12 protein-coding genes are annotated in these 12783 nt (G+C 56.7%); 3 read left to right on the top strand and 9 right to left on the bottom strand.

What is annotated here, in order from left to right:
- Positions 1-30: 30 nt before the first annotated feature.
- The 8 genes from ACTIKR_RS18080 to ACTIKR_RS18115 form a co-directional block, all read right to left on the bottom strand.
- A complete protein-coding gene (locus ACTIKR_RS18080) occupies positions 31-549 on the bottom strand; it encodes a hypothetical protein (RefSeq protein ID WP_442328583.1) in 519 nt (172 codons plus the stop codon).
- Positions 550-560: 11 nt separating this feature from the next.
- Positions 561-980: a CopD family protein gene (locus ACTIKR_RS18085; RefSeq protein WP_193088558.1), complete on the bottom strand. Its 420-nt coding sequence runs from the start codon at positions 978-980 to the stop codon at positions 561-563.
- Between the two features lie 6 nt (positions 981-986).
- Positions 987-2267 carry a glutamate-5-semialdehyde dehydrogenase gene (locus ACTIKR_RS18090; RefSeq protein WP_442328584.1) on the bottom strand — a complete coding sequence of 427 codons (1281 nt, stop codon included), beginning with the start codon at positions 2265-2267 and terminating at the stop codon, positions 987-989.
- Between the two features lie 7 nt (positions 2268-2274).
- Positions 2275-3336, bottom strand: coding sequence for a DNA polymerase III subunit delta (gene holA, locus ACTIKR_RS18095; protein ID WP_442328585.1), 1062 nt, complete (start codon positions 3334-3336; stop codon positions 2275-2277).
- Positions 3337-3341: 5 nt separating this feature from the next.
- Positions 3342-3911: an LPS-assembly lipoprotein LptE gene (locus ACTIKR_RS18100; protein ID WP_442328586.1), complete on the bottom strand. Its 570-nt coding sequence runs from the start codon at positions 3909-3911 to the stop codon at positions 3342-3344.
- Between the two features lie 19 nt (positions 3912-3930).
- Positions 3931-6588, bottom strand: a complete 2658-nt coding sequence (gene leuS / locus ACTIKR_RS18105; RefSeq protein WP_442328593.1) for a leucine--tRNA ligase — start codon at positions 6586-6588, stop codon at positions 3931-3933.
- Positions 6589-6738: 150 nt separating this feature from the next.
- Positions 6739-7440, bottom strand: a complete 702-nt coding sequence (locus ACTIKR_RS18110; protein WP_442328587.1) for a LuxR C-terminal-related transcriptional regulator — start codon at positions 7438-7440, stop codon at positions 6739-6741.
- 248 nt (positions 7441-7688) lie between these two features.
- On the bottom strand, positions 7689-8042 hold the full coding sequence (locus ACTIKR_RS18115; protein ID WP_442328588.1) for a hypothetical protein: 354 nt from the start codon (positions 8040-8042) through the stop codon (positions 7689-7691).
- A 241-nt stretch (positions 8043-8283) separates the two neighbouring features.
- Here ACTIKR_RS18115 and ACTIKR_RS18120 point away from each other — a divergent pair, with 241 nt between their 5' ends.
- On the top strand, positions 8284-8541 hold the full coding sequence (locus tag ACTIKR_RS18120; RefSeq protein ID WP_442328589.1) for a hypothetical protein: 258 nt from the start codon (positions 8284-8286) through the stop codon (positions 8539-8541).
- 48 nt (positions 8542-8589) lie between these two features.
- Here the strand turns inward: ACTIKR_RS18120 and ACTIKR_RS18125 are convergent, their stop codons facing one another.
- Positions 8590-9258: a TIGR00730 family Rossman fold protein gene (locus ACTIKR_RS18125; RefSeq protein ID WP_442328590.1), complete on the bottom strand. Its 669-nt coding sequence runs from the start codon at positions 9256-9258 to the stop codon at positions 8590-8592.
- On the opposite strand from ACTIKR_RS18125, the gene polA reads away from it, so the two are divergent.
- On the top strand, positions 9257-11974 hold the full coding sequence (gene polA, locus ACTIKR_RS18130) for a DNA polymerase I (protein ID WP_442328591.1): 2718 nt from the start codon (positions 9257-9259) through the stop codon (positions 11972-11974). The genes ACTIKR_RS18125 and polA overlap by 2 nt on opposite strands.
- Before the next feature lie 217 nt (positions 11975-12191).
- A partial coding sequence (locus tag ACTIKR_RS18135) for a LysE family translocator (RefSeq protein WP_442328592.1) occupies positions 12192-12783 on the top strand: 592 nt, incomplete at its 3' end.

Consider the following 12783-nt stretch of genomic DNA (forward strand, 5'->3'; position numbering starts at 1 on the left):
GGTATCGAAGGCGCAGACGGCACGTCCTTTTTAGACGTGCTCAAAGCCCAGCGCCTGCATTTCCTCGCAAAGCACTTCCTCCAGGCCCTGTGGGCACGGAGCAAATACCCTGAACGTTTCGGTCAGGCGAGATGAGGGGCGCGGCCGCGCTTGTTCGGATTCGTGCTGCGCGCGGGTGGCGCGATCTGCTGTTCTGGCCTGGGGTCTTTTCCCGGTCAGGGGGGCGCCAGGGTTGAAGTCGCGTTTGCCGGCTGCCGGCCTGGAGCGTTCCGTGCGCATCGGACGATCGGTGCGATCAGAAGCGGCGCGGCGCGGTTCGTGGGTTTCAGCAGTCCTGTCGCTGCGCGCACCGGAACGATCCGTCGGCAACGGGCGTCCAGATTTGGCAGGGGTTGTTTTTCCCTGGCCGGAACGCAACTGGCTCTGCGCCACGGCGCGAGCCCGCGCGCCTGAGCGCACCCTTGGTTTTTCGTCACTCTCGTCGGCTTTGCGCGGCGCACCGCTAAGACTGAGTTTCTTGCGGCTTGGGGGTGTATTGTCATCGGTCATGGCTAAGCCTGTCAGAAAGGTTTGGTGACCACAAGAATGACCACCGCCAGCAGTAGCAATACCGGTATTTCATTGAACCAGCGATAAAAGACATGGTCGCGCTGGTTGCGGCCCTGTACAAATTTTCTGTAGATGCGAAAACAGGCGTGATGGTAGCCGATAATCAGCAGTACAAAAAGCAATTTCGCATGCAGCCAGCCATTGGCAAGGCCGATTCGGTAATACAGCATGAGTACCAGGCCGAAAGCGACGGCCGGCACCGCCAGCATCGTGGTAAAGCGCAGCAGCCGTCGGGCCATGCCCAGCAGGACCGGATAGACCGGGCCATCCTGGGGCTGTTGGGCCAGATTGACAAAAATGCGTGGCAGATAGAACAGCCCGGCGAACCAGGCGGTGACAAATACGATATGAAGTGATTTGATCCAAAGCATTTTATTTTACCCGCGCAATTGGCCGTTGCCTTCTAGCACCCATTTATAGGTTGTCAGGCCTTCCAGGCCGACAGGGCCGCGCGCGTGCAGACGATTGGTCGAAATCCCGATCTCTGCACCCAGCCCGTACTCGAAGCCGTCGGCAAAGACGGTGGGCAGGTTCACGTAAACGGAACTGGAGTCCACTTCCCGCTGGAACCGGTTGGCGGCGGACACGCTGTCTGTGACAATCGCTTCCGTATGGCCCGAACTCCATGTGGCAATATGCGTCATGGCTTCATCGATCGAGTCGACAATGCGAATGGCCAGAATGGGCGCCAGGTATTCCGTTGCCCAGTCTTCATCTGTGGCGGCAGTGGCCTGCGGTACCAGTTGCCGTGTACGGGGACAGCCGCGAAGCGCGACGCCTTTTTCTACATAGGCGGCGGCAAGCCGTGGCAGAACCCGTTCTGCAATGTCCTGATGCACCAGCAGCGTTTCCATTGAGCCGCACACGCCGTAGCGATAGGTTTTGGCCTGAAAGGCAATGTCGTGGGCCATGTCAAGGTCGGCAGCGCGGTCTATAAAGACATGGCAGTTGCCGTCAAGATGGCGGATCATGGGCACTGTGGCCTCTGCTTCCAAGCGCCGGATCAGGCCTTTGCCACCCCGGGGAATAATCACATCAACGTAATCGGTCAGGGTGATGAGTTGGCCGACAGCGGCGCGATCTGTGGTGTTGATGGTCTGCACCGCGTGCGCAGGCAAGCCAGCATAAGCCAACCCTTCCTGGATGATTTTTCCCAAAGCCTGATTGGAGCGAAAGGCTTCGCTGCCGCCGCGCAAAATAGCGGCATTGCCCGATTTCAGACACAGCGCGGCTGCATCGATCGTGACATTGGGTCGGGATTCATAAATGATGCCGATGACCCCCAGCGGTATGCGCATTTTCGAGACTCGCATGCCGTTTGGCCGAATTCGGGTTTCACTGCGACTGCCTACCGGGTCTTCCAGCGCTGCGATCTGGCGCAGGCCGGTTGCCATCAGGCCCAGCGCTTTATCCGACAGCGTCAGGCGATCGAGCATGGCCGCCTCCAGGCCGTTGTCGCGGGCCTTTTGCAGATCCAGCGCGTTTTCGGCCTGCAATTGCGCTGCCTGGGTTTCCAGCGTATGGGCAATATGCAGCAAGGCTGCCGACTTTTGTTTATCGTCGGCGCGCATCAGCAGGCGGGCGGCGGCTTTGGCCTGCTGGCCATAGGCCAGCATTTGCGTATCAAGATCAAGATGTTTACTGGTTTCGGTTGTCATGATTGAATCAATGAGAGGATGCGGTCACATCTGCCATACGCAGAACGAGTCGGGCCATTTCCTGCCAGGCGTCGGTCAGTCTTCCGTCTGCAGGAAAGCCCTTGAACAGACGATCAATGTCGTGGGCATGCTGGATCAGCCCCATGATCTGGGAAAAGGGCAGCCGGTCCAGCGTATTGAGGATCAACTGATCCTTGGGTGGAAACAGACCGAGCTTGCGGGTCAGATTCCTGGGGTTGTGTCCGTTCTGCCTTGCCTGGGCAAGTGTGTAAAGATTACGAATGTCATAAGTGAGCAGGCCCAGCACCATCGGCAACGCCTCGCCTTCGGCCTGCAACCCATGCAGCACCTTAAGGGCGCGCTGACCGTCGCCGCGCAAAATGGCATGACTCATGTCAAAGACATTATAGCGGCTCACATCCAGAACGGCATTTTCCACTTCTTCCAGCGTCAATTCGCCTTCGGGATATTGCAAGCCGAGCTTGAGGATTTCCTGATGCGCTGCCAACAGGTTACCTTCGACCTTATCGGTAATCCAGGCCAGGGTTGCCGCATCGGCGTGCTGTTTCTGGCGTTTGAGCCTGCTCTGTACCCAGGCGGGCAACTGTTCGCGGCTAATGACCGGCGTATTGACCAGCACGGCCTGCTGCGTCACGGCGGTATACCATTTTGCCGAGGATATGGTCCTGTCTGCACGGGGTAGAATCAGGGCAACGGAAATATCGGTCAGTTCCTGCCGCGCCGCGCGGTTTGCCAGCGAGACCAGCGCGTCGCCGCCGGTTTTGCCGGGCTTGCCGGTGGGCACTTCAATTTCCATCAGTTTGCGATCGCCGAACAGGGAAATGGACTGGGTGTTTTCTTCTATGGCATTCCAGGGGCCGGTCGCCGTCAGACTGAGCGTAACCCTTTCGGTGTAGCCCTGAAGCCGGCAGGCTGCACGCAACGCGTCCAGGGCTTCGTTGCGCAACAGTAATTCGTCACCGCTGATCACATAAAGCGGGTGCAACTGCGCATCCGGCTTACCCAGATCGGCAATGAAGCGTTCGTAGTTGGGGGTTTGTCCTGCCATCGCGCTTACCGGGCGAACTGCGCATCACCTGGCGTGCCCGCACCCTGCTGATAGCCCTGGATCACGTCATCAGAGCTGATGCGCCGTACCAGTTGCCCCACCATTTGCGCTTCCATGTCCTGGTAGAGTGTGACCATTTCCTGGGCCTTGGCCTGGGAATTGGCTTCGTCATAGGGCAGCGTGCGTGTCGAGGTGAGGGTGGACGGCGGAATCAGCAATTGACCGCTATTGGAAACCAGTTGAAAGGTCAGGCGCAGCGTCAGTTCGTACTCTTCGACCTGTCCCTGGGAGTTGAGCGATACTTCACGCTGTGACTGGATGCGCTCCAGTTGCGAGAGCACCACCTGTGCAGCCGACGCATTGTCGACAAATTGCAGCGATGGTGAACTGGCCTTCAGGGACCGACGTAAATAGGAACCAAAGCGCGAGTTGCTTTCAATATTGGTGTACATGGTGGTAAACGGCAACGGCTTTTCACCACGCAACTTGAAGCCGCAACCGGCCAGCACCAGGCTGAGCAAGAGGGCTGCCAGCAGGGCCTGATGCCAGCGCAAGAAAGAGAAAGAGTACACCATGGTTTTCACCCTGCAGAAATTAACCAACAATATTGACAAGTTTTCCGGGAACCACAATAACACGTTTCGGCGGGCGTCCTTCCAGGAATTTTTCCAGCGATGGATGGCTTCTGGCGACCGCTTCGATATGTTCGCGACCGGCGCCATTCGGTATCTGGATAGAGCCGCGCAATTTGCCATTGATTTGCAGCATGAGTTCAATTTCATCGGCAATCAGCGCGGCTTCGTCCACGCTGGGCCAGGGCGCGTCAAGAAGATCGCCGTACTGCTGCACGTAACCCAGCTCGTTCCACAAGTGCCAGGTGATATGCGGCACAATCGGATACAGCATGCGAATGAGGATCCCGGTCACTTCGCGCAGGGCGGCATTTTCGAGCTCGCCCTCGGGCAGTGCTGCATCGTCAATGGCATTGAGCAATTTCATGTTGGCCGACACTACGGTATTGTACTGAATACGTTCGTAGTCATAGTTGGCCTGTCGCAGCAACGAATAAGCCTGCAGACGAAGATCCTTGACGGCCTTGCTGGCCTGGGAGAAATCGCTCGCCTGGGCCGGTGCTGTCAGAATGCGCGCTTTGAGGCCGTTTGCAATAGACCACACGCGTCGCAGGAAGCGATGCGAGCCGTCCACGCCTGAATCGGACCATTCCAGTGTCTGTTCCGGCGGGCTGGCAAACATGACAAACAGCCGCGCCGTGTCGGCGCCCATCGTATCGATCAGCGCTTGCGGGTCTACGCCGTTGTTCTTGGATTTGGACATAGTGCCCACGCCACCGTACTGGATGGCGGAACCGTCGCGGTTGAGAGTGGCGCCCGTAATGGCGCCTTTATCGTCGTAGGTATTGGTAACCTCTTCAGGCCAGAAGTATTCGACCGCGCCCTGCGGTGTGCGGCGCGAATAGATATGGTTCAGCACCATGCCCTGGCAGAGCAGTTTGGTGAACGGCTCATCGAACTTGAGCAATCCCAAGTCGCGCATAACCTTGGTCCAGAACCGCGCATATAACAGATGCAATACTGCGTGCTCAATGCCACCAATGTACTGATCCATGGGCATCCAGTAATCGTTGCGCTGGTCTACCATTGCACTGTCGTTGCCGGCCGAGGTATAGCGCATGAAATACCAGGAGGAATCGACGAAGGTGTCCATGGTGTCGGTTTCACGCCTTGCCGGTTTGCCGCAAGAGGGGCAGGAGCATGACAGGAAACTTTCGTCTTTCGCCAGCGGATTGCCGCTGCCATCAGGGATCAGATGCTCAGGCAGGCGTACGGGCAGATCGGCTTCGGGCACCGGGACCGGTCCGCAGCTTTCGCAGTGGATGATTGGAATGGGGGTGCCCCAATAGCGCTGGCGGGAAATGCCCCAGTCGCGCAACCGCCATGTAGTCTGTTTTTCACCCAAGTCTTTTTCGGCCAGGGCAGCGGCCACGGCGTCGACAGCCTGGCGATAATCCAGACCATCAAACTGGCCTGAATTGACCACGCGACCCTGCTGCTTGTCTGCGTACCAGTCCTGCCATTGGGTATTGTCAAACGGTTTGTCGGCGACCTGCACAACCTGTCTGATCGGCAGGTCATATTTGAGCGCAAAGGCAAAATCACGTTCGTCATGGGCCGGCACGCCCATGACTGCACCGTCGCCGTAGCTCATCAGGACATAGTTGCCCACCCAGACTTCAATGGCATCGCCAGTCAGGGGGTGAACAACGGTCAGGCCGGTTGGCATGCCTTCTTTTTCACGGGTAGCCATTTCCGCTTCGGTTGTGCCGCCAAGCTTGCATTTTTCAATGAATGCGGCCAGTTCCGGATTACCGACGGCGGCATGGGTTGCCAGCGGGTGTTCGGGCGCGATTGCGCAGAACGTGACGCCCATGATGGTGTCCGGCCGGGTCGTAAATACAAACATGCGACCGTTCTGGATCAGTTGGTTTTGGTCGTCGTGGATGCCATGCGTAAACGCAAAGCGTACGCCTTCGCTTTTCCCCAGCCAGTTTTCCTGCATGAGGCGCACCCGCTCGGGCCAGCCTGGCAGATTGTGCGTTACCTGGTCCAGCAGCTCTTCTGTGTAGTCTGTGATACGCAAATAGTAGCCCGGGATTTCGCGCTTTTCGACCAGTGCGCCTGAGCGCCAGCCGCGACCGTCGATAACCTGTTCATTGGCCAGCACGGTCTGATCCACCGGATCCCAGTTCACCACCTGTGTTTTGCGGTAGGCAATGCCTTTTTCCAGCATTTTGAGAAAAAGCCACTGATTCCATTTGTAGTACTGTGGGTCGCAGGCACACATTTCCCGAGACCAGTCGATGGCCAGCCCCATCGCCTTCATCTGTTTTTTCATGTAGGCGATGTTGTCATAGGTCCATTTGGCAGGCGGCACCTTTGATTTGATGGCGGCATTTTCTGCAGGCATACCGAAGGCGTCCCAACCCATGGGCATGAGCACGTTGAAACCGCGCATGCGCAACTGGCGAGTCATCATGTCGTTGATCGTGTAGTTCCGGACATGACCCATATGCAGTTTTCCGCTAGGGTAGGGCAGCATGGAGCAGGCATAGAATTTGGGCTTCTCGTTGCCATTTGCATCTTTGGCGTGTTCTGTCACAAGATAGGCGTCACGCTCTTGCCAGTTTTGCTGGGCGGATTGTTCAAGGTCGGTAGGGTGGTAGTGATCCTGCATCATAAGTTCGCACAATAAGGGGACGCAATCTGTTGCGGGCCGGCAAACGGAAGAGGCGGCACGGTCCGGCGTCCGGAAACAATGGGGTTAACCCGCTATTATAGATGTTAGCCGGCCGAACCGTGGGCAATGAACGCTGAATATGAAATTCTATGAGGGGATCATACCGGCGATAAATGCGCTCATTGCTGCGCTATGCCGGTTCTGTGTATGGGTTTTATCCAGGATCTGTTTCGTGTGGTAATTGACGGTATGGGAGGAGATACCCAGAATATGGGCAATATCGTCATTGCTCTTGCCGTCGGCGATCCATTTGAGAATGTCGGTTTGCCGTGGCGTCAGGTTGATGCCCAGTTGCTGGCGATGGCGTCTGGCCAGGATCAACTGGCACAAGTGCTGCAAAGCATAAATCACCACCTGGTATCGGGCAAGCTCATCGGTCAGCTCCTGCTGCGTGATCGGACGGCTCAGCCGGATCAGTGTCAGCACGGCGCCGGTGTGGCCCAGCAGATTGGTGCCCGGGGCGAACAGGCCGTAGAAATTCCGGTGTTCTCTGGCGGCCAGCTCGGGATGGATGGTGTAAAAATCTTTCAATTCCCAGATCAGGCCGGCTTGCCGTTGCATGACGGCGGGAATGATGGTGTCATGAATCAGATGCCGATCGTCCAGCCGGATCAGCGCGTCGGGGATGGTGCCAAGATGGTAATAGCGGGGCGTGGTAAAGGGCGTGGGATGCCTCTGGATATAGTCAAAGCAGTCAAAGTCCAGCATGGCAAGTGCCCGATTGATAAGTGCGAACTGTGTGGCTTCGTCCTGAGCGAGCATGAATGTAGTGTTGTCAACGGCGGACATGCCGACCCCCTTTATTCAAATACGGAGTCCTGATCGTATCGGAAAGGGCGAAAATTCAATGGTCGATATGTGCAAGAAGGGATAAAGTTATCTGCTCAGAGGCACGTATTCATTGCCGTCAGGTGCAACAGGCCAGGCGTCTGCGGACAGACGTGGCTTGCGCATGCACGCTGCAGACAGGTCTCACGGAAAGGGGCTCGCAGAAGGCGTTCGCTGGCAGCCCCTTACCGGTCGGGGAAGAGCGGCGGTTAGTTTCCGTCGTACAAATCGGCTTTTTCCCGAGGCGCAGCCTCGGCGGGCGTCTGTGGATCATAGATCACGGTGCTGGTGCCTATGCCGGTGCCTACGCCCGCACTCGCACCTGAGCCGATGCTGGTGCCCACGCCAACGCCCACACCCGCGCCGGCTGAAACCCGTCCGCCGTGACCGACGCCGACGCCGGCGCCGACAGGCCCGATGCCCGTGCCAAGGCTGATGCCGCCGCTGCCGATGCCCAGTGACAATCCGCTGACCAGCGGTACGCTGACCCCGAAACCGGTGGAGCAGCCACCCAGCAGCATGGCGCCAACAATGATGAGGGTGGTTTTAAGCGTGTTTGACATGTAGCGCCTTCGGTAATGCCGTATGAGCATGAATAAACGAAAAAAGAGATAAAAATCTAGCACATAACGCTGCGATAGCTGTTAAAACAAGTGCAATTTTTTGCAAACAGTGTAATAAATGCAGGCAGTGCGCTTGCATTTAGCCGTTCATGCCTGAGGAGACCGGGTTATGATGCGGCAAGCGCGTATCATTTGACCCGGGAGTGCGCATATAATACCCGGATGATACCAAGGAGAGTTAATGATTCGCCATTCCGTGATACCGGTTGTTGTTGCCATTGTGTTGTCCGGTTGTGCATCAACAGCGATTTATGACCAGAATGATCTGCACTTTATCCTGCCGTGCAAAACGGATACCGCAGCATGTATGACAAAAATGGAGCAATCTTGCGCCCAGGTCAAGGGACAGGTCATGTCACGCAATGTCGTTCAGGAAGAGCTGCCTGTCGTACAGGTCATTTGCCGGCCCCCGGCTAAAAAGAAACCGCAGGCCGAATAAGCTGCGACGTCTGGTTGCCGCCGGCATGTCAACACGTGGCACAGCTGCTTAACACAGCCCGACACAGCTGGCATCCAGAACGTACTGCTGGTGTTTAGTCTGAATATGCTCCACCACTTTTTGCGGATCGTCTTCGACAATGAACAGATCCAGATCATGTTCCGAAATCAGTTTGTTGACAACCAGCTGGTTGCGGATCCAGTCCATCAAGCCTTGCCAGAATTCGGTGCCGACAAAGACGACCGGTGCTTTGCTGGCCTTGCCGGTCTGGATCAGTGTGAGGGCCTCGAACATTTCGTCCAGTGTACCGAACCCGCCGGGCATGATGATATAGCCGGCGCTGTTCATGAAAAAGGTGGTTTTGCGCGATACAAAATATTTGAAATACAGGCTGTCGGTCTGGTAGCGATTGTCTTTCTGTTCGTGAGGCAATTCGATGTTCAGTCCGATACTGGTCCCGCCCGCTTCATGGCAGCCTTTGTTGGCCGCTTCCATGATGCCGGGACCGCCGCCGGAAATAACATTGAAGCCCGCCTTGGCAAGACGGCCGCTAATCTCCTGCGTTTTGGTATAGTAGGGCGAATCTGACCGGATCCGTGCACTTCCAAAAATGCTCACCGCTGCGGTCAAATCCTTGAGATGATCGGCCGCTGTGAGCAGCTCGTCGGTTATCTCGTTTATCTGACCCTGAATCGTTGTTGCTTTTGTTACTGACATGAAAAAAACCTTGTTACTTGTTGACGGATCAAGCTATTTGTACCGCGCCTTCTATGCAATGCCTGATCTGCGTAATGCGCGTGGAGAGCCCACAGGCGCCCTGTATGGCGTGATAAACATGATGCGAAAATGCATTGATGATTATAAGGCGGATTACGCCGCATGTATTTTCGATGCCAAGGGGAAAACCTTCAGGGATGATTTGTATCCCGAATACAAGGGGGACAGACCGCCCATGCCTGATGACCTTGCTGTGCAGACCGGTCCTATTCATGAGGCCATCCGCGCCATGGGCTGGCCCGTTATTGCTGCGCCGGGCGTGGAAGCGGATGACGTGATTGCGACGTTGGCCGATATGGCTGCCCGCTCCGATATTCACACCATTATATCAACTGGCGACAAGGATTTGGCTCAACTGGTCAATTCCCATATTTCGCTGGTAAACACCATGACAGGTGAAAACCTGGATGAAGCGGGCGTGCTGGCCAAGTTCGGAGTCAGGCCCGAACGCATTGTCGATTATCTGATGCTTATCGGCGATAACGTGGATAATGTGCCCGGCGTGGCCAAGGTGGGCCCCAAGACGGCGGTCAAGTGGCTCAATGAATATGACAGTATTGATAATCTAGCCGCCAATGCGGACAAAATCAAGGGCGTTGCGGGCCAGAACCTGCGCGATGCAATTGCACAGTTTGAGCTGACCCGTAACCTGATTACCGTCAGGCGCGACTGTGAGCTGACCGAGTTCATGCAGGGCGTGCAGGACCTGCTGCCCAAGCCGCCGGATGTACCGACACTGACGGCCATTTACGATCGCTACGGCTTTCGCACCTGGCTGCGCGAGCTGACGGGCGACGCTGACCGTGTGCCCGAGCAGGATGCGCGGGTAGCGCAGAATTTGCCCGATACGCCGGCGCAGGTCAATTACCAGACGGTGGACACTGCTGAAAAATTCGATGCATGTCTCAATGCAATCAAACAGGCCGAACGGGTTGCCATCGACACCGAAACAACGTCCCTGGACCCGATGCGAGCCAGTCTGGTGGGTATTTCACTTGCTATTGAGCCCGGTTCTGCCTGGTACATTCCATTGGGCCATCGCGGCACCGGCGCCGGCACGCAACTGGACAAGACCCAGACGCTTGCGGCGCTGCGCGACTGGCTGCAGGATGAGCGCGCGGCCAAGATCCTGCATAACGCCAAATACGACAGTCATGTTTTTCTGAATGAAGGTATTACGCTGGCGGGTATCGAGCACGACACCATGCTCATGGCCTATGTGCTGGAGTCGCATCGCAACGTGGGCATGCAGGAACTGGCGCAGCGTTATCTGGGACGCACCGGCACCACCTATGAAGAAATTTGCGGCAAAGGCGCCCGGCAAATCTGTTTTGACGAAGTGGATATTGAAACGGCAACGCATTATGCCGCCGAAGATGCCGACTTTACATTGCAGCTGTTTCATGCGCTAAGCCCCATGCTGCGGGACCAGGAAGGGCTGCAGCGTATTTATCAGCTGGAAGTGCAGGTATCCCGGGTATTGACGCTGATCGAACGCAATGGTGTTCGCATCGACGAGGCCATGTTGCGCCTGCAGAGTGCGCAGATCGGCGCGAAACTGGTTGAGCTGGAAAACAAAGCCTATGAACTGGCCGGACAGCCCTTTAATCTGAACTCCACCAAACAGTTGGGTGAAATACTGTTTGGCAAAATGAATCTGCCCGTGTTGCGCAAGACGCCCAAGGGTGCGCCGTCGACCGACGAAGATGTGTTGTCCAAATTGGCAGCAGATTATCCGCTGCCGCGTACATTGTTGGACTATCGCGGCCTGGCCAAACTCAAGTCCACCTACACCGACAAGCTGCCGAAAATGATTAATGCGGCCACCGGGCGGGTGCATACCGATTACGCGCAGGCGGCGGTCATTACCGGCAGGCTTGCCTCATCGGATCCCAATCTGCAGAATATTCCGGTACGAACTGAAGAAGGTCGCCGTATTCGCATGGCGTTTATCCCTTCGGATGGCGGCGTGATCATTTCTGCCGATTATTCCCAGATCGAATTGCGGGTGATGGCGCATTTGTCAGGTGATGTCAATTTGCAAAAGTCGTTCCAGCAGGGCGAGGATATTCACCGCGCCACAGCAGGTGAAGTGTTTGGTGTGGCGCCCGAGGCGGTCAACGCCGAGCAGCGCCGCGCAGCCAAGGCCATTAATTTCGGACTCATCTACGGCATGAGTGCGTTCGGGCTGGCGGCCAATCTGGGTATCACCCGCGATGCAGCGCAAACGTACATTGATCGCTATTTTGCGCGCTATCCTGGTGTAGCCGATTACATGTCGCGCATCAAGAAAGAAGCCTCTGCCAAGGGGTATGTGGAAACGGTTTTTGGCCGTCGCCTGTGGCTGCCCGAGATCAATGCCAAGGGGCCGCGTCGGGCCGGGGCAGAGCGGGCCGCCATTAATGCGCCCATGCAGGGCACATCGGCCGATCTGATCAAAATGGCCATGGTGGCGGTACAGGCCTGGCTCGAAAAGGAAAAACTTGCCTCGCGCCTGGTCATGCAGGTGCACGATGAACTGGTGCTCGATGTACCCAGCAGCGAGCAGGCGCTGGTCAGTCAGGCTTTGCCGGGACTGATGTGCGATGTGGCCACGCTGGCCGTACCGCTCGTGGCTGAAACCGGGATCGGCAATAACTGGGAAGAGGCCCACTAAGGGCAAGGCAATCGCGCTGATCGCTACGCTCAACAGCGCAGTTGCACAAAAGCCGCTGGGCACCAGGTTTACTGTGCCCGGTTGCGATTGCAGTTGCCATCATGGCGCAAGACCTGTTTTTGCAGCCGGATGGCTGGCAATGGCATAGCGCTGTTTCATATGAACTGATATGCTTTAAAATCCTTTTCCTGCAAATCACTTCTTACGGTCGATTCCCATGCTTGATATTGTCCACTTTCCGCTTTTTGCTGCTTCCGCATTTGCGCTATCGATTACGCCAGGCCCGGATCTGGCGTACGTGGTCGGGCAAAGCCTTGGCAACGGCCGGCGTGCCGGGGTAATTTCCGCTGCGGGGGTTGCCATTGGCAGCTGCACACATACTGTTGCCAGTGCCGTGGGCCTGACCGCGCTACTGGCGGCCTCGCCGTTGCTGTTTACCGTCGTCAAGTTTCTGGGCGCCGCCTATCTGATCTGGCTCGGGTTGAAAATGTTCCTGGGCAGTCTGCAGCGCAGCAAGGCATCGCAGGCCGCTGTCGCCTTGCCGGTAGCCAATACGCACTCGCTGTTGTTGCGTGGCTTTCTGACGACTATTACCAATCCTAAAGTGCTGTTATTCTTTATCGCATTCTTTCCGCAGTTTGTCACCGTGGGGGGAGACAACCAGGTGGTCTCCTTCCTGTTGTTGGGGTTGGCCTATGCGGTGATTGGTTTTGTTTGCGACGCCACGTTTGCATGGCTGGCGGGAAGTGCGGCCGGGGCGGTCTCGCGGAATCAGACCGTCAAAGTCTGGATCGATCGCGTGGTTGGTC

Source organism: Advenella sp., assembly GCF_052108595.1.
Lineage (GTDB): Bacteria > Pseudomonadota > Gammaproteobacteria > Burkholderiales > Burkholderiaceae_B > Advenella.